At 51.0% G+C, this 20,736-nt stretch carries 21 protein-coding genes and 1 pseudogene; 8 read left to right on the top strand and 14 right to left on the bottom strand.

Annotated elements, in window-relative coordinates; genetic code table 11:
* The first annotated feature begins 67 nt into the window (after positions 1-67).
* The 5 genes from lolC to cobB all read left to right on the top strand — a co-directional run bounded on the left by lolC (position 68) and on the right by cobB (position 5,043).
* A complete protein-coding gene (gene lolC, locus OGY17_RS14935; RefSeq protein ID WP_213786346.1) occupies positions 68-1,267 on the top strand; it encodes a lipoprotein-releasing ABC transporter permease subunit LolC in 1,200 nt (399 codons plus the stop codon).
* Entirely contained in the window at positions 1,260-1,961 is a 702-nt protein-coding gene (gene lolD / locus OGY17_RS14930; RefSeq protein ID WP_003832278.1) for a lipoprotein-releasing ABC transporter ATP-binding protein LolD, read from the top strand. The genes lolC and lolD overlap by 8 nt, the downstream gene beginning before the upstream one ends.
* On the top strand, positions 1,961-3,205 hold the full coding sequence (gene lolE, locus OGY17_RS14925) for a lipoprotein-releasing ABC transporter permease subunit LolE (RefSeq protein ID WP_003030804.1): 1,245 nt from the start codon (positions 1,961-1,963) through the stop codon (positions 3,203-3,205). The genes lolD and lolE overlap by 1 nt, the downstream gene beginning before the upstream one ends.
* A gap of 89 nt (positions 3,206-3,294) precedes the next feature.
* A complete protein-coding gene (nagK, locus tag OGY17_RS14920) occupies positions 3,295-4,206 on the top strand; it encodes an N-acetylglucosamine kinase (protein ID WP_020996481.1) in 912 nt (303 codons plus the stop codon).
* A gap of 15 nt (positions 4,207-4,221) precedes the next feature.
* Complete coding sequence (gene cobB, locus OGY17_RS14915) at positions 4,222-5,043, top strand: Sir2 family NAD+-dependent deacetylase (RefSeq protein WP_003832281.1); 822 nt, start codon at positions 4,222-4,224, stop codon at positions 5,041-5,043.
* A 21-nt stretch (positions 5,044-5,064) separates the two neighbouring features.
* Here cobB and OGY17_RS14910 read toward each other — a convergent pair whose 3' ends face one another.
* The 5 genes from OGY17_RS14910 to potA all read right to left on the bottom strand — a co-directional run bounded on the left by OGY17_RS14910 (position 5,065) and on the right by potA (position 9,536).
* Entirely contained in the window at positions 5,065-5,571 is a 507-nt protein-coding gene (locus tag OGY17_RS14910; protein WP_286607690.1) for a methyltransferase family protein, read from the bottom strand.
* A gap of 137 nt (positions 5,572-5,708) precedes the next feature.
* Complete coding sequence (gene potD / locus OGY17_RS14905) at positions 5,709-6,755, bottom strand: spermidine/putrescine ABC transporter substrate-binding protein PotD (RefSeq protein WP_003030797.1); 1,047 nt, start codon at positions 6,753-6,755, stop codon at positions 5,709-5,711.
* Between the two features lie 27 nt (positions 6,756-6,782).
* On the bottom strand, positions 6,783-7,562 hold the full coding sequence (gene potC, locus OGY17_RS14900) for a spermidine/putrescine ABC transporter permease PotC (RefSeq protein WP_006684943.1): 780 nt from the start codon (positions 7,560-7,562) through the stop codon (positions 6,783-6,785).
* The gene (gene potB / locus OGY17_RS14895) at positions 7,559-8,416 is read right to left on the bottom strand and encodes a spermidine/putrescine ABC transporter permease PotB (RefSeq protein ID WP_008784439.1); all 858 of its coding nucleotides are present in this window, start codon (positions 8,414-8,416) and stop codon (positions 7,559-7,561) included. The genes potC and potB overlap by 4 nt, the downstream gene beginning before the upstream one ends.
* The gene (gene potA, locus OGY17_RS14890; protein WP_003832287.1) at positions 8,400-9,536 is read right to left on the bottom strand and encodes a spermidine/putrescine ABC transporter ATP-binding protein PotA; all 1,137 of its coding nucleotides are present in this window, start codon (positions 9,534-9,536) and stop codon (positions 8,400-8,402) included. Before potA ends, potB begins: the two co-directional genes overlap by 17 nt.
* A 250-nt stretch (positions 9,537-9,786) precedes the next feature.
* On the opposite strand from potA, the gene pepT reads away from it, so the two are divergent.
* Positions 9,787-11,013, top strand: a complete 1,227-nt coding sequence (gene pepT / locus OGY17_RS14885) for a peptidase T (RefSeq protein ID WP_020996480.1) — start codon at positions 9,787-9,789, stop codon at positions 11,011-11,013.
* Positions 11,014-11,115: 102 nt separating this feature from the next.
* Here pepT and roxA read toward each other — a convergent pair whose 3' ends face one another.
* From roxA to OGY17_RS14845, 8 genes and pseudogenes are all read right to left on the bottom strand, one after another.
* Entirely contained in the window at positions 11,116-12,237 is a 1,122-nt protein-coding gene (roxA, locus tag OGY17_RS14880; RefSeq protein WP_003030786.1) for a [50S ribosomal protein L16]-arginine 3-hydroxylase, read from the bottom strand.
* Positions 12,238-12,329: 92 nt separating this feature from the next.
* Positions 12,330-13,793: a two-component system sensor histidine kinase PhoQ gene (phoQ, locus tag OGY17_RS14875; protein ID WP_003832291.1), complete on the bottom strand. Its 1,464-nt coding sequence runs from the start codon at positions 13,791-13,793 to the stop codon at positions 12,330-12,332.
* Positions 13,793-14,464, bottom strand: coding sequence for a two-component system response regulator PhoP (gene phoP / locus OGY17_RS14870; protein ID WP_003846709.1), 672 nt, complete (start codon positions 14,462-14,464; stop codon positions 13,793-13,795). Before phoP ends, phoQ begins: the two co-directional genes overlap by 1 nt.
* Before the next feature lie 73 nt (positions 14,465-14,537).
* Positions 14,538-15,824 carry a site-specific integrase gene (locus OGY17_RS14865; protein WP_234103690.1) on the bottom strand — a complete coding sequence of 429 codons (1,287 nt, stop codon included), beginning with the start codon at positions 15,822-15,824 and terminating at the stop codon, positions 14,538-14,540.
* Positions 15,824-16,039, bottom strand: coding sequence for an excisionase family protein (gene xisR / locus OGY17_RS14860; protein ID WP_003832298.1), 216 nt, complete (start codon positions 16,037-16,039; stop codon positions 15,824-15,826). Before xisR ends, OGY17_RS14865 begins: the two co-directional genes overlap by 1 nt.
* A gap of 66 nt (positions 16,040-16,105) precedes the next feature.
* Positions 16,106-18,577, bottom strand: a complete 2,472-nt coding sequence (locus tag OGY17_RS14855) for a 3'-5' exonuclease (RefSeq protein ID WP_234103660.1) — start codon at positions 18,575-18,577, stop codon at positions 16,106-16,108.
* A gap of 141 nt (positions 18,578-18,718) precedes the next feature.
* Positions 18,719-19,057 carry an RrF2 family transcriptional regulator gene (locus OGY17_RS14850; RefSeq protein WP_234103659.1) on the bottom strand — a complete coding sequence of 113 codons (339 nt, stop codon included), beginning with the start codon at positions 19,055-19,057 and terminating at the stop codon, positions 18,719-18,721.
* A gap of 45 nt (positions 19,058-19,102) precedes the next feature.
* Positions 19,103-19,246: pseudogene (locus OGY17_RS14845) on the bottom strand (hypothetical protein); the annotation flags it as partial.
* Between the two features lie 84 nt (positions 19,247-19,330).
* On the opposite strand from OGY17_RS14845, the gene OGY17_RS14840 reads away from it, so the two are divergent.
* A complete protein-coding gene (locus OGY17_RS14840; RefSeq protein WP_071681809.1) occupies positions 19,331-19,645 on the top strand; it encodes a hypothetical protein in 315 nt (104 codons plus the stop codon).
* A gap of 385 nt (positions 19,646-20,030) precedes the next feature.
* Here OGY17_RS14840 and OGY17_RS14835 read toward each other — a convergent pair whose 3' ends face one another.
* Positions 20,031-20,420: a helix-turn-helix domain-containing protein gene (locus tag OGY17_RS14835; protein WP_234103658.1), complete on the bottom strand. Its 390-nt coding sequence runs from the start codon at positions 20,418-20,420 to the stop codon at positions 20,031-20,033.
* A gap of 100 nt (positions 20,421-20,520) precedes the next feature.
* Here OGY17_RS14835 and OGY17_RS14830 point away from each other — a divergent pair, with 100 nt between their 5' ends.
* Positions 20,521-20,736 carry a transcriptional regulator gene (locus tag OGY17_RS14830; RefSeq protein WP_234103657.1) on the top strand — a complete coding sequence of 72 codons (216 nt, stop codon included), beginning with the start codon at positions 20,521-20,523 and terminating at the stop codon, positions 20,734-20,736.

Below are 20,736 nucleotides of genomic sequence, written 5' to 3'. Positions count from 1 at the left end.
AGTCATTTACCCATTCCGCTTTCGCTTATATACTCGTGACTTTGCTAACAGCAACCAGACGGATTTCATGTACCAACCTGTCGCTCTATTCATCGGCCTGCGTTATATGCGTGGGCGTGCAGCAGATCGCTTCGGTCGCTTCGTTTCCTGGCTCTCCACCATAGGCATTACTCTCGGGGTAATGGCGCTGGTCACGGTGTTGTCGGTGATGAACGGTTTCGAGCGCGAGCTGCAAAACAATATTCTTGGCCTGATGCCTCAGGCCGTACTCTCGTCTGAACAGGGTTCCCTCAACCCGCAACAACTGCCGGAAAAAGCGGTGGCGTTGAACGGCGTCAACCGCGTTGCACCCATAACTACGGGAGATGTGGTGCTGCAAAGTGCGCGTAGCGTGGCGGTCGGCGTGATGCTCGGTATCGATCCGGCGCAAAAAGATCCGTTAACGCCGTATCTGGTCAATGTGAAGCAAACAGATCTGCAACCGGGTAAGTATAATGTCATCCTCGGCGAGCAGCTTGCCGGGCAGTTGGGCGTGAACCGTGGCGATCAAATCCGTGTGATGGTGCCCTCGGCCAGCCAGTTTACGCCGATGGGGCGTTTGCCGAGCCAGCGTTTGTTTACGGTGATTGGCACTTTCGCCGCCAACAGCGAAGTCGATGGCTACCAGATGCTGACCAACATTCAGGATGCCTCGCGTCTGATGCGCTATCCGGTGGGTAATATCACTGGCTGGCGTCTGTGGCTGAACGAACCGTTAAAAGTTGACACGCTGAGCCAGCAAACGCTGCCGCAAGGCACCAAATGGCAGGACTGGCGCGAGCGCAAAGGGGAACTGTTCCAGGCCGTGCGCATGGAAAAGAACATGATGGGGCTGCTGCTTAGCCTGATCGTGGCGGTGGCGGCTTTTAATATTATTACCTCGCTGGGTCTGATGGTAATGGAGAAGCAAGGGGAAGTGGCGATTTTACAAACGCAGGGGCTAACGCCGCGGCAGATAATGATGGTGTTTATGGTTCAGGGGGCCAGTGCCGGGGTGATTGGCGCGCTGCTGGGCGCTGTACTGGGTGCATTGCTCGCCAGCCAACTGAACAATCTGATGCCAATTATTGGTGTGCTGCTGGATGGCGCTGCGCTGCCGGTCGCCATTGAGCCGCTACAGGTTATCGTCATTGCGCTGGTGGCGATGGCCATCGCGCTGCTGTCTACGCTTTATCCTTCCTGGCGCGCTGCCGCCACTCAACCCGCTGAGGCTTTACGTTATGAATAAGATCCTGTTGCAATGCGACAACCTGTGCAAACGCTATCAGGAAGGCACTGTGCAGACCGATGTACTGCACGATGTCAGTTTTTGCGTCGGCGAAGGTGAGATGATGGCGATTGTCGGCAGCTCCGGCTCCGGCAAGAGTACGTTGCTGCATCTGTTAGGTGGGTTGGATACCCCGACTTCCGGCGACGTCATTTTTAGCGGTCAGCCAATGAGCAAGCTCTCGTCGGCGGCGAAAGCGGAACTGCGCAATCAGAAGCTGGGCTTTATTTACCAGTTCCACCATTTGCTGCCGGATTTTACCGCGCTGGAAAACGTAGCGATGCCGCTGCTGATCGGCAAGAAAAAACCGGCTGAAATCACCGAGCGCGCACGGGATATGCTGAAAGCGGTAGGGCTGGATCATCGTGCCAGTCATCGCCCGTCTGAACTGTCTGGCGGCGAACGCCAGCGGGTGGCCATCGCGCGTGCGCTGGTGAATAACCCGCGTCTGGTCCTGGCGGATGAGCCAACGGGTAACCTGGATGCGCGTAACGCGGACAGCATTTTCGAGCTTCTGGGTGAGCTGAACCGCTCTCAGGGCACGGCATTTCTGGTGGTGACGCACGATCTGCAACTGGCGAAGCGGATGAGTCGCCAGCTTGAAATGCGCGATGGTCGCCTGACGGCTGAACTGAGCCTGATGGGAGCAGAGTAATGGCTTCGCCTTTATCGTTATTGATTGGTCTGCGCTTTAGCCGTGGTCGGCGGCGCGGCGGTATGGTTTCGTTAATTTCGGTGATATCTACCGTTGGCATCGCGTTGGGTGTGGCGGTGTTGATCGTCGGTTTAAGTGCCATGAACGGATTTGAGCGTGAGCTGAACAACCGTATTCTGGCCGTAGTCCCACACGGAGAGATTGAAGCCGTAAATCAGCCGTGGAATAACTGGCAGGAAGCGCTCGACAAGGTACAAAAAGTGCCGGGTATTGTCGCCGCGGCGCCTTATATCAACTTTACCGGACTGGTGGAGAGCGGGGCGAACTTACGCGCGGTGCAGGTGAAGGGCGTAGACCCGAAACAGGAACAGCGTTTAAGCGCGTTGCCATCCTTTGTGCAAAACCACGCCTGGGATAATTTTAAAGCCGGTGAACAACAAATCATCATTGGTAAGGGTATTGCCGATGCGCTGAAGGTGAAGCAGGGCGACTGGGTGTCGATTATGATCCCTAACGCCAGTGCGGATCATAAGCTACAGCAGCCTAAACGCGTGCGTTTGCACGTGACGGGGATCCTGCAACTTAGTGGTCAGCTCGATCACAGCTTTGCCATGATCCCAATGGAAGATGCGCAGCAATATCTTGATATGGGAACCAGCGTTTCCGGGATCGCGCTGAAGGTTAACGACGTGTTTAACGCCAATAAGCTGGTGCGAGACGCGGGTGAAGTCACCAATAACTATGTTTACATCAAGAGCTGGATCGGCACCTACGGCTATATGTACCGCGATATTCAGATGATCCGCGCCATTATGTATCTGGCTATGGTGCTGGTGATTGGCGTGGCCTGTTTTAATATCGTTTCCACGTTAGTGATGGCGGTAAAAGACAAAAGCGGCGATATTGCGGTATTAAGAACCCTCGGGGCGAAAGATGGGTTGATCCGTGCCATTTTTGTCTGGTACGGCCTGCTGGCGGGTCTGTTCGGTAGCCTGATAGGCGTCGTCATCGGGGTGGTTGTGTCGTTGCAACTGACGCCGATCATAAACGGGATTGAGGCGCTTATCGGCCATCAGTTCCTGTCCGGCGATATCTATTTCATTGACTTCCTGCCATCGGAATTACACTGGCTGGATGTGATTTACGTGCTGGTGACAGCACTCGTGCTGAGTCTTTTGGCAAGTTGGTATCCGGCGCGTCGCGCCAGCAATATTGATCCTGCGAGAGTACTTAGCGGCCAATAACAACAATAATACACGACAGCATTCATGCTGCATCAAGGCGTAACTAACGTAGAGGCATCTTGAAGGATGACGTGTATCAAGGAGCGGTGATGTATTACGGATTTGACATCGGCGGGACCAAAATTGCGCTTGGCGTGTTTGATAAGCAACGTCGTTTGCAATGGGAAACTCGCGTTCCTACGCCTCGCGACAGCTACGACGCTTTCCTTGATGCGGTCTGCAATCTGGTGACGGAAGCGGATCAGCGGTTCGGCATCAAAGGTTCGGTAGGCATCGGCATTCCGGGCATGCCGGAAACCGAAGACGGCACGCTGTACGCGGCCAATGTTCCTGCCGCAAGTGGCAAACCGCTCCGCGCCGATCTCAGCGCTCGCCTTGACCGCGATGTGCGTCTGGATAACGATGCGAACTGTTTTGCTCTCTCCGAAGCCTGGGATGACGAGTTCACCCAATATCCGCTGGTGATGGGGTTGATCCTCGGTACGGGCGTCGGCGGCGGCCTGGTGCTTAATGGGAAATCCATCACCGGACGCAGCTATATCACCGGTGAGTTTGGTCATATTCGTTTGCCGGTCGATGCGCTGACGCTGATGGGCTTTGATTTCCCGCTGCGCCGCTGCGGATGCGGTCAACTGGGATGCATCGAAAGCTATCTTTCCGGCGGTGGATTTGCGTGGTTGTATCAGCATTACTACCATCAACCGCTGGATGCCCGCGAAATTATCGCGCTGTGGGAGCAGGGTGATGAACACGCGCGTGCCCACGTTGAACGCTATCTGGATTTGCTGGCAGTGTGTCTTGGGAATATCCTGACTATCGTCGATCCTGATTTGGTGGTGATTGGCGGAGGCTTGTCGAATTTTACCGCTATTACGACGCAACTGGCGGATCGACTGCCACGTCATCTGCTGCCGGTTGCCCGGGTACCGCGTATTGAGCAGGCACGGCACGGTGATGCCGGCGGGATGCGCGGGGCTGCTTTCCTACATCTTACCGATTAATACAAAGAGGTTGTTATGCTGTCGCGTCGGGGTCATCGGTTAAGCCGCTTTCGTAAAAATAAACGCCATTTGCGCGATCGCCTGCGTCAACGAATCTTTTTCAGAGACAGAGTGGTGCCTGAATTGATGGAAAAACCAAGAGTGCTGGTACTGACTGGAGCGGGAATCTCCGCTGAGTCAGGAATTCGAACATTCCGCGCGGCGGATGGTCTCTGGGAAGAACATCGGGTAGAGGACGTTGCGACTCCGGAAGGATTTAGTCGAAACCCGGAACTGGTTCAGTCGTTTTATAACGCCCGTCGCCATCAGTTGCAGCAGCCTGAAATCCAACCCAACGCGGCGCATATCGCACTGGCAAAACTCGAAGCCGAGCTGGGCGATCGTTTTTTACTGGTGACGCAGAACATTGATAATCTGCATGAGCGTGCGGGCAGCCAGAACGTTATCCATATGCACGGCGAGTTGCTCAAAGTTCGCTGTTCGCAAAGCGGGCAGATTCTGGAATGGACGGGCGATGTGACCCCGGAAGATAAATGTCATTGCTGCCAGTTTCCGGCACCGCTGCGACCACACGTCGTGTGGTTTGGTGAAATGCCGCTGGGAATGGATGAAATTTATATGGCACTGGCAATGGCAGATGTGTTCATTGCGATTGGCACATCGGGACATGTTTATCCGGCAGCGGGTTTTGTGCATGAGGCGCGGCTGCATGGGGCACATACGGTAGAACTCAATCTCGAACCGAGCCAGGTAGGCAGCGAGTTTGAAGAGAAGTATTACGGTCCGGCAAGCCAGGTGGTGCCTGAGTTCGTTGAGAAGTTATTAAAAGGGCTGTAACGGCTATCCGGATAATACTGTTTAAGCCTGTACAAGCTGGCGGTCCTCACGCAGGGCCGCCATAATCAAAAATCCAACGATGTAAAAACAACAGATCAGCCCCAGTGCGCTCAGCCATATGGGTAGTCGGGTAATGTAAACCAGGCTGCACGAGATAATCACCAGAATAATTCCGGTATACATGGGGTGCGCAATCCAGGCAAAAATGCCGCGCGTAACCCTTTTTGCACGAGGTAAATAGTAGCCTGTCCATGTGTGGCTCTCCCCCAAATCCCATTTTCCTTTGATGACCAGCGCGTTACCTACGATCGCCAAAATCATACATCCCCACTCCACCGGACCAATCTGATGACTGAAAAACAGGCTATAACCAAAAACCAGGATCGGTATTAAAAAGGTGAGCCGTAGCAGGCGGGTTGCGGTGACAGGCAGCAAAGGACGAGCGTTTACCGGCTGCTTACGTGGGAGAATCACCAGCGTAAATACGATCAGATTAGCCAACTCAAGTAGCAGCCAGAGCGTTGTCATTGGAAGCCTCAGAAGCCGGCCTGGAATACTGTAAGCATAGCCAGAAACTGGGGAGCGGGAATCAGTCGAAAGGCGTAAAAAGTAGGGATTGGCAGGTAGCAACCCGGCGCAGCGACGCCTGCCGGGTTGCACGAGTATTAGCGTCCTGCTTTTAGCTTCTGATAATACTCTTCGTAGATAGCGCTGGCGGAACCGACATCGTTTTGCCATTCCCCTTTGTTGATGGTTTCCGCGTCAGGGTAGAGCGTTTTGTCGTTCGCGACCTCAGGACTTAACAGCTTGCGTGCTGCCAGGTTCGGCGTCGGGTAACCGATAGTTTCTGCGACTTCTTTTGCGACGTCCGGGCGCAGCAGGAAGTTAATCAGCTTCAGCGCACCTTCTTTGTTTTTCGCGTTAGCCGGAATAGACAGGCTGTCCATCCAGAAAATGCCACCTTCTTTCGGCCATACCACTTCCAACGGTGTGCCCGCCTGACGCGCAACATACGCGGAGCCGTTCCACACCATCCCCAGATTAACTTCGCCTTCCATATACGGGTTGGCCGGGTTGTCAGAGTTAAATGCCGCAACGTTAGGCATCAGCTTCTTCAACTCGTTATAGGCGGCTTCAATCTCTTTAGGATCGGTGGTATTGCCGGAATATCCCAGCTTGCGCAGCGCCATCTGGAACACTTCTCGCGCATCATCCGTTAACAGCAGACTGCCTTTGTACTCCGGCTTCCACAGATCGGCCCAACTGGTGACGGTTTTCGGATCGATAGCATCGCTGTTGACGCCAATGGCCGTTGCACCCCAGATATACGGGATGGAGTAGTCATTGTTTGGGTCAAACGGCTTGTTGAGCATTTCCGGATCGAGGTTGTGGAAGTTGGTCAACGTCGACTTGTCGATCTTCTGGATCATGCCTTCTTTACGCATTTTATCGACGTAATAGGTGGACGGGACCACCAAATCGTATGCGCCGTCTTTATAGGTTTTGAGCTTGGCGTACATGGTTTCATTCGACTCGTAGGTCGAATAGATAACCTTAATGCCGGTTTCTTTGGTGAACTGTTCCAGCAGACCCGGTGGGACGTATTCAGTCCAGTTATAGAAATAGAGCGTGTTGTTGTCATTCGCGTGAGCGGCGCTCATGCCCAGTGCCAGAGCACCCGCCGCGAGCAGGTGGCGTGACCATTTTTTCATCATTTAACGTCCCCTGAATTAAGGGCCTTAGCGGCCCTTGGTTTTATCACGTGCAATAAGCTGGCTGGCAATCACCATAACCAGCGACAGAACCAACAAAATGGTCGCCAGCGCGTTCACCTCTGGTGATACGCCGACTTTAACCATTGAGTAGATTTTTAATGGCAAAATTTCATAACCCGGTCCGGTGACGAAAGATGAAACAACAACATCATCCATCGACAGCGTAAAACTCAGCAACCAACCCGCAGCCACCGCAGGCATAGCCAGTGGCAGTATTATCTTGCGCAGAATAGTTACTTCGCTGGCACCCAAATCTTTAGCCGCCTCAAGCATGCGGACATCAAAACCTTTCAGGCGAGAATAAACCGTCACCACCACAAAAGGCAGACAAAAAGTGATATGCGAGAACAGCAGCGACCAGAAGCCCAGTTGAATGCCGATCAGCATAAACAGCACCAGCAGAGATATTGCCATCACAATATCCGGCGACATCATCACCACGAACAGCATGCCACTGACGAACGGCTTACCGCGAAAACGGTAACGATAAAGCGCGACCGCAGTAAGTGAACCGATCAGCGTGGCGAACGTGGCGGAGAGCACCGCCATGGTCAGCGAGTGCTGCGCCGCCTGCAGCAGGCTGTCGTTGTTCACCAGCAGACCGTACCACTTGGTCGTAAAACCTTGCCAGTTGATGCCAAAGCGCGAGCTGTTAAAGGAGTTCACAATCAAAATAATGATTGGAATGTACAGATACGCGTAGATAGCGGTCATAAAACCGCCGCGAAGCAGTCGACCGATCATTCGAGTTCTACCCTCTTATTCAGCAGGCGGGAGGCGCGCCAGTAGACCAGCAGCATCAGCCCCATCACGATAGTCAGCGTTATGCTGGTGGCGGCGCCAAACGGCCAGTCGCGAATGTTCAGGAACTGAACTTTAATTACGTTACCAATCAGCAGGTTTTTCGCTCCGCCCATTAAGTCGGAAACGTAAAACAGCCCCATTGCGGGCAGCATGACCAGCAGGCATCCGGCGATAATCCCCGGCATCGTTAACGGAATAATGATGCGGGTGAAGGTCTGAAGCTTACTTGCGCCTAAATCGCGTGCGGCTTCCAGCAGCGGTTTATCGAGCTTTTCAATGCTGGAATAGAGCGGCATCACCATAAACGGCAGCAGGATGTATACCAGCCCGATAATCACCGCGCTGGGGGTAAACATAATGCGAATGGGTGTATCGATAACGCCGAGCCATAACAGAAACTCGTTGAGATAGCCTTTGGTACTGAGGAAAATTTTGAGTCCGTAGATGCGAATCAGAGAATTGGTCCAGAACGGAACAATCAGCAGGAACAGCAGCAGCGGGCGTACTTTTTCCGGCAGTTTCACCAAAAACCAGGCAAACGGGTAGCCGAGTACCAGACAGGCGAGCGTGGCAATCAGCGCCATATTGAGGGAGTGAACCAGTACCTCAAAATAGAGCGGATCGAGCAGGCGCGTATAGTTCTCCAGCGTAAAGACCATTTTGACGAAATTGGCGTCGTCACGGGTCAAAAAGCTGGTGCCGATGATCATCAGGTTGGGCAGAAAGACAAATAACACAAGCCAACCGACAATGGTGAAGATCACCACACTCTGGAATTTACTTGTGCTCTTCATCAGCCAGTACGACCTCCCAGCTTTCTACCCAGTTAATTGCCATTTTCTGGTCGAGCGAGTGGTCAAAGTCAGGATCGTCTTCGTTGAAGAATTCGCTGACCATCACCATCTTGCCATTTTCCAGTTCTACAACCGACTCCAGCGTCATGCCTTTGTAGTTGCGTTCGCGCACGTAGCCGATCAGGCCTTCGATATGATTATCATCATTGATTTCATCAACGCGCAAATCTTCAGGGCGTAACAGGACGTGCAGCTTTTGTCCGGGAACTACCGCGAAGTTGACATAAATATTGCACTCGCGGCCTTCAACGTTAGCACGAACACGCTGTTCATCCAGACGTTCAATCACCGTGGCGTTAAACATATTGATCTCACCGATAAACCCGGCGACAAACAGATTCTTTGGCTCTTCGTAGATTTCGCGCGGCGTACCGTCCTGCTCAATCTTACCATCGCGCATCACCACGATGCGGTCGGACATGGTTAGCGCTTCTTCCTGATCGTGTGTGACAAAGACAAAAGTGATACCAAGCTTACGCTGCAGTGCTTTCAGTTCATTCTGCATCTGCTTACGCAGTTTGTAGTCCAGCGCAGAGAGGGATTCATCTAACAAGAGTAAGCGGGGTTTGTTGACCACTGCTCGGGCAATCGCTACGCGCTGCTGCTGTCCGCCGGAAAGTTGATGCGGTTTTCTCTGGGCGAACTCTTCCAGTTGCACCATGCGCAGGGCTTCGGTAACGCGGGGAGAAATGTCGGCTGCGGGCGTTTTTTGCATGCGCAAACCAAAGGCCACATTTTCAAACACAGTCATGTGGGGGAATAGCGCATAGCTTTGGAAGACGGTATTCACGTAGCGATTTTCCGCTGGAACGTGAGTGATGTCCTCGTTGTCCAACAAAATATGACCGGAATCAACCGTTTCCAGACCGGCAATCAGGCGAAGAACGGTTGTTTTACCGCAGCCAGAGGGGCCAAGCAGCGTAAGAAACTCGCCATTATTGATGGTCAAATCCAGGCTGGAAATCACCTCTTTGCCATCGAAACTTTTGCGAATTCCCGCTAATTGCACCAGTGGAGAAAGCGAACGCGGTTGTTTATTCAATTTTTTACTCTGTCCCATGTAAACGCAACGGATGGCTGACCGATGCGGGGTTTGTGGTTAACCACCTTGATGACTCTTAATGAGGGCCGTTATTCTACGGCAAACCATTGTAATCGCCAATCCTTGTTGCGAATTACTGACTTAGCCCTATAGTCAGAGGGGATGTCAGGGCGAAATATTCTCACTTGCGGGGATAAAAGTGACCTGACGCAATATTTGTCTTTTGTTGCTTATTGATAATGTTGTCACAAAAAGTGAGGGTGACTGCATGGATAAACTACTTGAGCGTTTTTTACACTACGTGTCGCTGGACACCCAATCAAAATCGGGCGTGCGGCAGGTTCCCAGCACCGAAGGACAGTGGAAATTATTACAACTGCTCAAACAACAGCTCGAAGAGATGGGGCTGGTTAATATTTCACTGAGCGAAAAAGGTACGCTGATGGCAACGTTACCCGCGAACGTTGCTGGCAATATTCCCGCGATCGGCTTTATTTCCCATGTGGATACCTCACCGGATTTCAGCGGTAAAAATGTCAATCCGCAAATCGTTGAAAACTATCGCGGTGGCGATATTGCGTTAGGCATTGGTGATGAAGTTTTATCGCCGGTGATGTTCCCGGTGCTGCATCAACTTCTGGGTCAGACGCTGATCACCACAGACGGTAAAACGTTGCTGGGCGCGGATGATAAAGCAGGCGTGGCGGAAATCATGACCGCGCTGGCTGTGCTTATCCAAAAAGATATTCCGCACGGTGATATCCGCGTGGCCTTTACGCCGGACGAAGAAGTGGGTAAAGGGGCGAAGCATTTTGATGTTGCGGCATTCGATGCGCAGTGGGCCTATACCGTTGACGGTGGTGGCGTAGGTGAGTTGGAGTTTGAGAACTTCAACGCCGCGTCGGTTAATATCAAAATTGTTGGCAACAATGTGCATCCCGGCACCGCAAAAGGGGTGATGGTGAATGCGCTGTCGCTGGCAGCGCGTATTCATGCAGAGGTTCCGGCAGATGAAAGCCCGGAAAAGACGGAAGGCTACGAAGGCTTTTATCATCTGGCGAGCATGAAAGGGACGGTCGATCGGGCGGATATGCACTACATTATTCGTGATTTTGACCGTAAGCAGTTTGAAGCGCGTAAACGTAAGATCATGGATATCGCCAAGAAGGTCGGCAAAGGGTTACACCCGGACTGTTATATCGAATTGGTGATTGAAGACAGTTACTACAATATGCGCGAAAAAGTGATTGAGCATCCGCACGTGCTGGATATCGCCCAGCAGGCGATGCGCGATTGCGATATTGAGCCGGTGCTGAAACCAATCCGTGGCGGCACTGACGGCGCACAGCTGTCATTTATGGGATTACCGTGTCCGAATCTGTTCACCGGCGGCTACAACTATCATGGCAAGCATGAGTTTGTAACCCTGGAAGGAATGGAAAAAGCGGTGCAGGTGATTGTGCGTATTGCTGAATTGGCCGCGAAACAAAAATAAAATATGTGTAGTTGCCGGATGGCGCTTTGCTTATCCGGCCTACAATATTTCACTCCAGTAGGCCTGATAAGACGCATGGCGTCGCATCAGGCACAGTCCGCATTACCCTTCGAAGAACCAGTACCCGCTGTTGACCAGCGCGGCAAGCATGGCAAGGAAAGAAGGATCTTCCAGCGCATCCTCAAAGTTCTCAGCCGTCAGCACAATATGACTGGCCAGCGCTTCCAGCGCAGGACGATGCGGTGAATCAATTTTCTCACCGTTAGCGTAGACGTCGTCGCCAATGCGCAATACGCGCAATCCGCCCAGACGCACTAACACATCACCTTGTTTCAGGGCATCATAAATTTCGTCTGGCTGATACGGTGGCTCCGGCGGGGCAATATCCAGCTCATGACGAGACTGAGAAATAAACTCGCCAAACCACTGCTGGAAATGTTCTGGCTGATTAATCAGGCCCAGCATCATTTCGCGCAGCTTGTCCATTTCCTGCGGCAGAACATCTGCCGGATGATCGCGCGGAGGCAGATCAGGATCGCTGTAATAGGTGCTGCCCAGTTCGCGTTGTAAAACGTAATCGGCGAACCCGCTGATCAGCTCGCGAGTGTTTGGCGCACGGAAGCCAACCGAATAGTTCATCGCGTTTTCTAACGCATAGCCTTCGTGCGGGAATCCCGGTGGAATGTACAGGATATCGCCGGGTTCCAGCTCTTCATCGATGATAGCTTCAAACGGGTCGACCTGAAGGAGATCCGGGTGAGGGCAGTGCTGCTTCAACTGCAGTTTTTCGCCTACGCGCCAGCGACGACGACCGGTTCCCTGAATGATAAATACATCGTACTGATCCAGGTGCGGGCCAACGCCGCCGCCGGGTACAGAGAAAGAAATCATCAGATCGTCGATGCGCCAGTCCGGTAATTCACGGAACGGGCGCATCAGCGCGGCGGTAGGTTCGTGCCAGTGGTTGACCGCCTGCACCAGCAAAGACCAGTTGTTCTCGCCAAGATGGTCGTAGCTTTCGAAGGGACCGTGGCTAACCTGCCATTTACCATCCTGATGGCTGACGAGTCGGCTGTCGACTTCGCTTTCCATTGCCAGTCCAGCCAGTTCGTCAGGAGAAAGAGGATCAATAAAGTTGTTAAACCCGCGTTTTAAGACCACCGGGCGTTTCTGCCAGTGGCGTTCAAGAAAATCGGGCCAATTAAGTGTGAGTTGGTATTCCATAGTGAGCATCCCGCAGGCTGGTATCTGCAACCGATTATAACGGATACTTAACCTCAAGCGTGAAGTCAGTACATATTTATTACATGCGATGATTACTCGTCTTTCTGGCCCGGCTGCTGGCGGCCAAAAATAACTTCCATGCGCGCACCACCCAGCAGGCTATCACCAGCAATAATCTGCCCGTCATACTGTTCGGTGATTTCTCGCGCCACCGCCAGACCGACGCCTTGTCCTGGACGTAGCGTATCTACGCGCTGTCCGCGGTCAAACACCACTTCCCGTTTGCTTTGCGGAATACCAGGACCATCGTCTTCGACCAGAATATGCAGCTGATCCTCAGACAGTTGCGCCGAAATCTCGACAAACTCCAGACAATATTTACAGGCGTTATCCAAGACGTTGCCCAATACCTCGACAAAATCATTCTGTTCGCCCACAAAGCTTATCTCAGGTGAGATATCGAGATTAATGTTGACCCCTTTGCGCTGATATACCTTATTCAGCGCCGAGGTGAGCTTATCCAGCAACGGCGCGACCGGGTGCAGCTCGCGGCTGAGTAGGGCACTGCTGCCACGCATACTGGCGCGATGCAGGTAATAGCCTATCTGTTGGGAAATACGGCTGATTTGTTCCAGCATGATAGGCTCTGCGTCGCTGACGTTCATCTTTTCATTACGCATTGAGCGCAACGTACTTTGCAGTACCGCCAGTGGCGTTTTCAGGCTATGAGTGAGATCGGTTAACGTGGTGCGGTATTTATCGTAGCGCTCACGTTCACTTTTTAAAAGTCGATTGAGATTACGAACCAGGCTGGTCAATTCGCGTGTGGTGGCGGGGTTTAGCATCTCACGATGATGTTCCTCAAGCTCACGGACTTCACGCGCCAGTGATTCAATCGGCCGTAGGCTCCACCACGCAGCCACCCATAACAACGGAATGACCAGCAACAGATTGGCGACCAGCACATAAATAAACCAGCTCCAGACCATATACGAGCGCTTTAGCTCTATAGGAATAGTGTCGACAACCACAATGGTCAGTTGCGGCATTCTGGCGGTGGCGGGGTAGACGTTCACCGCCACGGAGTGGGTCATTTCGGCGTCGTCATCATCTTCTCTGACTTCTTTTAACTGCTGCTGAGCGGAGTGATCTTCGCCCAGTAAAGTGCTGGTGGCGTCTACATTGGCTTCAATTTCATGAAAACCGTTGGTTTTTAGCCAGTCCGGTTGGATACTTTTCGTCAGCCAGGGAACATTGCGCTGCGCCCACAACAATTCACCGCTTTCGTTATAGATCAGCGACATTGTTGGGCTTTGCATATCGAGATGTTCAGGCAGCTCGACGTTTATCTTGCCGTTTTCCCACTTTGCCAGGGTATAAAACAGATTACTTTCACCCCGCAGCAGGCGAAACGTTGTCTTATCAAAGCTGACGCTGTAGCCCACCAGAGCAACCATGCCGTAGGCCAGCGAGAGCACCAACACCACGCCTGCGGTTGCCAGTAAAAAGCGCAACCGCAGCGATAGCGGGAAAAAATGACGCAATAGTTTATTCATTAGCGCAGTTCAAAAAGATATCCCTGACCACGCACGGTGGTGATGACGTCGTCCGGATACTGCGCCTGAATTTTCTTACGCAGACGCCCCATTAGAACATCAATGGTGTGACTTTCGCGCAGCTCGGCATCCGGGTAAAGCTGCAGCATGAGCGAATCTTTACTGACCACTTTGCCATTATTACGGATGAGGGTTTCCATAATGGTGTATTCAAATGCAGTGAGCTTGATAACTTCATCATTGACGGATAACTCGCGTCGAGAGAGGTCCACCTGAAAAGGCGGAAGGGAGATAATTTGCGATGCCAGACCGCTGTTGCGGCGCATCAGTGCCTGCATGCGCGCAGCCACTTCTTCGATGTGAAACGGTTTGGTGACGTAATCGTCAGCGCCAGCGCTGAGGACTTCCACTTTATCCTGCCAGCCTTCACGCGCGGTTAATACCAGAATCGGCAGCGAAACCTCATTACTGCGCCAGCGGCGGATCAGCGACAAACCATCTTCATCGGGGAGTCCTAAATCAACGATCGCGATATCCGGCAGATGTTCATTCAGATAATAGTCCGCTTCCTTCGCATCTTCTGCATCATCCACCTGATGCCCTAAATCCTGTAACTGAACCTTGAGGTGGTGGCGTAATAAAGCATTATCCTCGACAACCAGTACGCGCATCATCGTTTCTCCCTAAAATAATGGTATGAATAGTTTAACGCTGATTATGTGGATTGAAAGCAGCGCTATGAAATTAAATAACTTTTCTCATGTTCCCCTGCCCGTGGGGGCGCCCTGGGGGCAGTGCTGTTGGCATCTGATTGTTCAGCATGTTGACCTGATCCTGGTTCATGTCGCCAATCCACTTGGAGTAAACCTCGTACACCATGCGCGCATCTTCATGTCCCATCTGACTCGCTATGAATGACGGGTTCGCTCCGGCCATCAACGTCCAGCATGCGTAGGTATGCCGTGACTGATAAGGATTCCTTTCGCGGATATTTGCAAGTTTAGTGCCTCGCTTCCAGCCATAGGCAATCGAGTTCTTGGAGAAGTAACTGCCTTTTTTTGACGAATATGCTGTCGGTGAAAAAACGAAGCGAAGAGATTGCTGCTCAGTTTTTCCGATCTCCCGATGGTGAAATCGAATTTCTTGCTTCGGATTAGCACCGGTGATTTCGTATTGTTCCTTCAGTGCATCCAGAGCAGGTCTAAGCAACGTTATCGTCCTTATTCCGGCATCTGTCTTAGGAGGCACAAATACTCGCTTATTCGTCAAACTTCTGGATACGTGGATTTCACCTTTTACCAAATCAATATCTTCCCATGCCAGGGCGCATATCTCGCCCGGCCTCATCCCCGTATGTACGGCAACAATGATGATTAATGCCTGGCTACGGGGAAGGGCGGCTATCAGTGCCTGGTACTCATGAAGTAAAAGTGGGTCGGGATCATTTTTAGATAACTTGAGTCGCGACACTCCTTCATAAGGAGCATGCAATATAAACTGGCTTCGGTTTGCGAGCTTAAGCATTTCTGATAAAACTGCCATCTGTTTATTGACTGTTGAGGGCGCGCGGCCCTGCCTGGCCAGATTCGGCATTGCCGGGTTAATAATTGTCCCGGTCAATAACTCCTTTCGGTAATGCAAAATATCGGCATGCTCAATATCTACCAGACGGGTATTTTCTCCGATTACACGCAGTAACGTATTTACGACCGAAGTAAGCGATAGCAGTGTTGCACCAGATACCTCTAAGGCTTTGGTGTCTGTAAAAAAATCACTCAGTTCTTTAAACGTAGTGATTTTTTTGGTTGTGATGAACTTCTTAAGCGCTTTGGATTCCGGGAAGCGTTCCGCATAGTCGAACTTACCGAGCTGTATTTCACTTGTGATGAGCGCGCGAAGATTTCCAGCTTTTTTGATGTTGCTGCTGTTCACCGTCCAGCCCCGAAGGACTTCGCGGCAACGTTTGCCGCGATAGGTAAATGTGATCCGTATTTTTCCATTATGCAGCTCAACGCCGGTTGGAAAGTCCATCATGCTTCCTGTACTAATTGGTTAATCTTTGGATAGTTGTACCAAAGCAGACCTTTCGAATTGTCAGTTTCCCCGAGAGCTGTCAGATGTTTGAAATGCACGCCTTCGATCCACAAATTCAACCGATAACTTTTAATTTGTCTTTCCGACAAGCCGGTCTTTTCTGTTAGTCGCGCTTCAACCATCCACTCTTCGCTGAAAATGAGTTGCGACATACATAACTCCGATGCCGCCAGCCACAACAGTACATGCTGCAGCTGGCTGTAAGTGAAAACCTAAAATCAGTTTTTTGTCAGGTGCTGCCAGATTGCAGATACGTATTTGACCTGATGCCGGGCGTCAGAAAGCGCATTGTGCATGTCGCCTTCAAACGGGATGTCGAAGCGCGGGTTGATACCGACAGATTTACCCAGTTCAACCATGGTCCTTACGTCCCTGTCATTCCAGAACGGAACAGCGAAGGGAGTTTCTGTTAATGCATATGCGCGGCGGAGAATGACGTTATCAAACGAGCATCCATTACCCCACAGCTGAACAGTGTGGCTACCGTTAGCAGCATTTTCAGCAATAAAGTCAGCCAGTAGTTCAAGGGTTTCACGCAGCCCCATGGCCTCATCAACCAGAATTGCAGAACGGGCTTCAGATGATTGTTTCAACCACCACTGAATTGTTGACGCATCCGGTTTCATGCCAAACGACATCGATGATTCAAGACTGACAACCTGGTAAAATTCGGCACCAGTGTTACCAGTTGAAGGATCAAAATATACGGCGCCGATAGAGACTATTGGTGCATCAGGACCGCTGCCCATAGTTTCCAAATCAACCATCAGGTGAGTATAAAAAGCGTTCAGGTGATCCGTATCTATATGGTGAACGGGTTCATTATTCAGGGAAGATGGAGGCTCACCAGTTGCATCCGTGCTTTCAACTGGCAAAGCTGCTGCTTCGCCCTGAGGCACATCAGGATTGGCTTTGATTTCGCTGTTGTCAGTTTTTTCCATCTGCACATCGCTGGTGGTTTCCTCGGTATTGGCTTGATGTAATTTTTCTTCGACGGCGCGCTGGCGTACCTGGTCTACGACAGAAAGCGCTGGCGCCGGCTGGTTACCCATCAGGCCATCAATGGAGAAAACACCGTTGCCCATGTTGGCGATTTCTGGTTGCTCGGTTATTGCCTTCTGTTCAGCTGTGGGCTTCTCTTTAATCTCGTTTTCCCAGCTTTTTTCTGGTACGTGACCGGCTGCCGCCAGGGTTTCTTCAGTTGGGTGCTGGTGGTCGGTTTCAGTCAGGTTTTTGTTGATGTAACGGCTCAGCAGTTCCGGGAAATGGTGAGTGTTTTCTTCTGCACTACGAATAAGCGCGAAAATAGCGGCGCGGGAATAATCCAGGATGCCAGCGCGTTTGCGCAGGGCGGCGGACCACTCTTTGAACGGGCTTTCGTTTTTAGAAATGATCTCTTTTGCACGACGGAAAACGCCACCAGGAATATCGTAGATGTTGAAATCCATTGGAAGTGTGGCCAGCGCAATATCAATGTCCAGAGTATCCAGCGTGTGGACAAGTTGCGGGTTGCGATCGGTCTTATTGCCTCCACCAGCGTTGGTTCCGGAGTCAGTGCGTTGAATCTGCGACACACGATTGCCCTTACACCACTCTTTAACCAGCAGCCCACGGTCAATGTGTTCAGTGTTGAACCAGGCCTTAAAGAACTGAATGACGGTGACCAGATCAACTCGTTTTCCATCAACCGGAAAAACGGTTTTCAGCGCGCTGACAATCTTCCAGATATCGATCTCTGGCGCTTTCCTGAATGGTTCTACATTCTCGGAGGCAAGCAGCAGGTTCTGCACATAGCTGTTATCCACATCCAGCTCGAGTTCTTGAATGGTTTTCTTCTGCTCAGTATCAATATGGTAAGCATATTCTTCAGAAATAAACTGAGCTAAGAGGCGCTGGCGTAGCGGCAGAGTCGCAACGGTAATAAGCTCTGGCGTTACAGGTGGAGTGGCATGTTCATCACCCGCAACTCCTGCTTTCTTTTGATTAACCCACTCCTGAACGGTAAGAGCTCGCTTTTCTGGTTCTGCAATCCATTCGGTAATAAATTGCTCAAATGAAGCAACGGTATAGACCTGTTCACGGTCGAAGACTTCTTTTACAGCGCTTGCCAGCTTCCACTCGACATGAGCAGAAAGCTCTTTCACCGCTGGCATATTCGCAACGGCCTGTAACAGGTTTTGCACATAGAGATCATTTTCATCCAGTTCCATCTGTCCGATCTGGATGTGCCGCGCTTCACTGATTTCCTTCTCTTCACCGTCATTTAACAGGTGTGCAATCAGCCGCTGAGACAGGCGCAGGCGAGATATGGGACGGAGCAATGCTGGCGCATCGCTGGTGGGTACATTGGCACTGGAAGTTTCAGGTTTTTGCTGGCTGGAAGTCTCCTGATTTTCATCATCAGTCCTCTGTTTCAGTTGCCACGTCTGCTGGTCTTCTGCCAGTTCGTAACGATCGCACCATGTGTCATCAAGTGTGCTTTCCTCAGGAAGATCGTCAACAACAAACCAGTTGGTGCGGACTGGTAATTGATAATCGGCACCACGACCGACGGCAATACCATTGTCTTCGAGAATATTGAGGATTTCGCGTTCTGCACGGGAATCTGATTTCGCAGAGAACCAGCAAAACAGGTTTTTTGCCTCAGTTGCTTTCGCTTTGGCTTTAATAAGATACGCATACGTTAACATTGCGTTCGGGCTCCGTAGGATTGTAAGATACCCGGCAGCTGATGATCGCCGCCTAAGGTAGTGGTTATTGGTCAAAACTCGTTCCGGAAAGCTTTGGTCGGCTGACCGGGTACTTAACCCGCCTTGCGCGGGTTTTGTGCTTTATGGGGTAGGGGATTTTCCCTGCACCAGCTGTGCGACGGGAACCCACTCCAGAGCATTCAGCACAGGCTCAAATGAATCAGGCGTGTGAGTAACGGCACGAACGACGTCAGCCACGCTGGGGTTTGCTTTGCTAAGGTGGTATCCGCCACCAGCGCCACGCTGGCTGGTCACGATTTCACTACTGCGCAGTTTCGAGAAAATCTGCTCGAGATAAGACACAGACAGCTTTGATTCCTTGCTGATTGATGCGATGGAAACCGGGCTGCCGTTGTAAATTCTGTTGAGGATGGCAACGACCTGAACTGAAGCCACCACACGTTTTATTCCAAACTCCATAGTCACTTCCTTACTGATGCTGGCAACAGCCATTGGTCAAACTCGTTATGAACGAACTGCAGTCTGTTGGTCGGCAGACGGGTCGCCCTTCTGGGCGAGCGTGTAACAAATCAGTCGAATGATTACTTCAATGCGATTTAGATGTACGGCCTGACACCGCACTGGTTTACGCGCAAAATCAATCATTTTGGTTTCCTTGTTTTACCGGTCATTTCTCCATTTCAGGCTCGGTGGTAAGCTGGTATTTCCCATCTAGCCAGCAAGGACATAAAAATGGCCGCTCGACCAATAAGTGTTTTTTGGTTCAAGAACCGCGCACAGTATGATTCCTGTAAAGAAGTTCTGACCGATTCGTGGGTATTACCTGATGACTATCGGGACTGGCTCATCCGTTTCAATCAAATGATTGAGCGTTACGAACGTAGCGGTATCCAAGTTATTAAAATAGAGATAGAGCCCAACGAGTTCTCCGTTTGGTGCCTCTCCAATGGCTGTGAAATAAGCACCAAGAGCTGCAACGATTTCGCTGTTTTCCATGGCAGTAGCTATGCGATCCGCGACAGAGAACTTGATAGGGGATATGACTAAGCAAACCTTGCCTCCAACTTTAGTTATTTCGATCCTCATAATGTTTCCCTCAACATTCTGTCCCTGTGTCCAGTAACAGTGATACAGGGGGTTCTTCATTTAGCCTTATCGCTGGCAAGCGGAACGGTACTGACTGCTGCGCATTAATGTTCGCCATCTCATCCGGTGATTCGTATGCCGCCGGCAGCTACTTCGTGGGCGTCCTGCCTAGATGACGTTTTCGATAGAATGATTAAATCATTGGTTTAATGTTTGTGTCAATCATCAATTGATGATGAGGCAAACATTTGCTTTATCAGGCGTGAAAAACTAAAGGGAGGGAGGTTCTGATGAAAGGGCGAAAAAAAACCGGCAAACGCCGGTTTCAATGGATGGGAATAAACTCTTAGTTCACATCGTTAGCCTTAAAACGACCACGAAGATATTTCTCAACGTAATCATCAATTTCTTTTAACCGCAGTGCAAAGGTATCGATCATTCGCTCTTGCTCTGCCTCTGGTAGCTGCCTAAACAAGTTAAGCATTTTGCTCTCGTTAGGCTTGAGACCTGAATCTTCTGATACTTTCTCACCTAACAACCAAGTAACGGACACGTTGGCGGCTTCCGCAATTGCTATGGCGGACTTCTTACTGATAACTCCCTTCTTAAACCACCCATTCACAGCTTGAGGCGTAACTCCTGCAATGCGAGCCATATCAGCTTTGCTGATCCCTCTTTGAGTAATTTGTTCTAAGCGGGCTACCAGTTGGTTATTGAGATCGTCAGTGTTTTTCATACACCCATTGTAAATGTTTGGTTTATAGTCACAATAAATTTAAAGTTTGCAATTTATGTAAACCTATGGTTTATTGCTCCCAATTTAAAAGGAGATAGTTATGACAGCCATTGATAACGCAATTCGAGTAGCTGGCTCAGCCAATAAATTAGCTTGCACGATTGGTGTAAGCGGAATGGCAGTAAGTCAGTGGAAAGCAAAAGGTATTGTTCCTTCGTCACGGGTACTTCAAGTCTTTAGCGCTACAGGGGTTACCCCCCACGAACTTAGACCCGACTTATACCCAAATCCAACGGATGGATTACCTAAGGAGTGA

The sequence above is a fragment of the Citrobacter sp. Cpo126 genome (assembly GCF_030332445.1).
Lineage (GTDB): Bacteria > Pseudomonadota > Gammaproteobacteria > Enterobacterales > Enterobacteriaceae > Citrobacter > Citrobacter portucalensis.
This window is presented reverse-complemented; position numbering and strand designations above follow the sequence as displayed.

Coding starts and splice junctions, on each gene's coding strand:
- roxA (WP_003030786.1), bottom strand. CDS start 12,237: ATGGAATACCAACTCACACTTAATTGGCCCGATTTTCTTGAACGCCAC.
- OGY17_RS14830 (WP_234103657.1), top strand. CDS start 20,521: ATGACAGCCATTGATAACGCAATTCGAGTAGCTGGCTCAGCCAATAAA.
- lolE (WP_003030804.1), top strand. CDS start 1,961: ATGGCTTCGCCTTTATCGTTATTGATTGGTCTGCGCTTTAGCCGTGGT.
- lolD (WP_003832278.1), top strand. CDS start 1,260: ATGAATAAGATCCTGTTGCAATGCGACAACCTGTGCAAACGCTATCAG.
- OGY17_RS14910 (WP_286607690.1), bottom strand. CDS start 5,571: ATGACAACGCTCTGGCTGCTACTTGAGTTGGCTAATCTGATCGTATTT.
- nagK (WP_020996481.1), top strand. CDS start 3,295: ATGTATTACGGATTTGACATCGGCGGGACCAAAATTGCGCTTGGCGTG.
- cobB (WP_003832281.1), top strand. CDS start 4,222: ATGCTGTCGCGTCGGGGTCATCGGTTAAGCCGCTTTCGTAAAAATAAA.
- OGY17_RS14835 (WP_234103658.1), bottom strand. CDS start 20,420: ATGAAAAACACTGACGATCTCAATAACCAACTGGTAGCCCGCTTAGAA.
- phoP (WP_003846709.1), bottom strand. CDS start 14,464: ATGCGCGTACTGGTTGTCGAGGATAATGCTTTATTACGCCACCACCTC.
- potC (WP_006684943.1), bottom strand. CDS start 7,562: ATGATCGGTCGACTGCTTCGCGGCGGTTTTATGACCGCTATCTACGCG.
- potB (WP_008784439.1), bottom strand. CDS start 8,416: ATGAAGAGCACAAGTAAATTCCAGAGTGTGGTGATCTTCACCATTGTC.
- lolC (WP_213786346.1), top strand. CDS start 68: ATGTACCAACCTGTCGCTCTATTCATCGGCCTGCGTTATATGCGTGGG.
- pepT (WP_020996480.1), top strand. CDS start 9,787: ATGGATAAACTACTTGAGCGTTTTTTACACTACGTGTCGCTGGACACC.
- OGY17_RS14865 (WP_234103690.1), bottom strand. CDS start 15,824: ATGGACTTTCCAACCGGCGTTGAGCTGCATAATGGAAAAATACGGATC.
- xisR (WP_003832298.1), bottom strand. CDS start 16,039: ATGTCGCAACTCATTTTCAGCGAAGAGTGGATGGTTGAAGCGCGACTA.
- OGY17_RS14850 (WP_234103659.1), bottom strand. CDS start 19,057: ATGGAGTTTGGAATAAAACGTGTGGTGGCTTCAGTTCAGGTCGTTGCC.
- OGY17_RS14855 (WP_234103660.1), bottom strand. CDS start 18,577: ATGTTAACGTATGCGTATCTTATTAAAGCCAAAGCGAAAGCAACTGAG.
- OGY17_RS14840 (WP_071681809.1), top strand. CDS start 19,331: ATGGCCGCTCGACCAATAAGTGTTTTTTGGTTCAAGAACCGCGCACAG.
- potD (WP_003030797.1), bottom strand. CDS start 6,755: ATGAAAAAATGGTCACGCCACCTGCTCGCGGCGGGTGCTCTGGCACTG.
- phoQ (WP_003832291.1), bottom strand. CDS start 13,793: ATGAATAAACTATTGCGTCATTTTTTCCCGCTATCGCTGCGGTTGCGC.
- potA (WP_003832287.1), bottom strand. CDS start 9,536: ATGGGACAGAGTAAAAAATTGAATAAACAACCGCGTTCGCTTTCTCCA.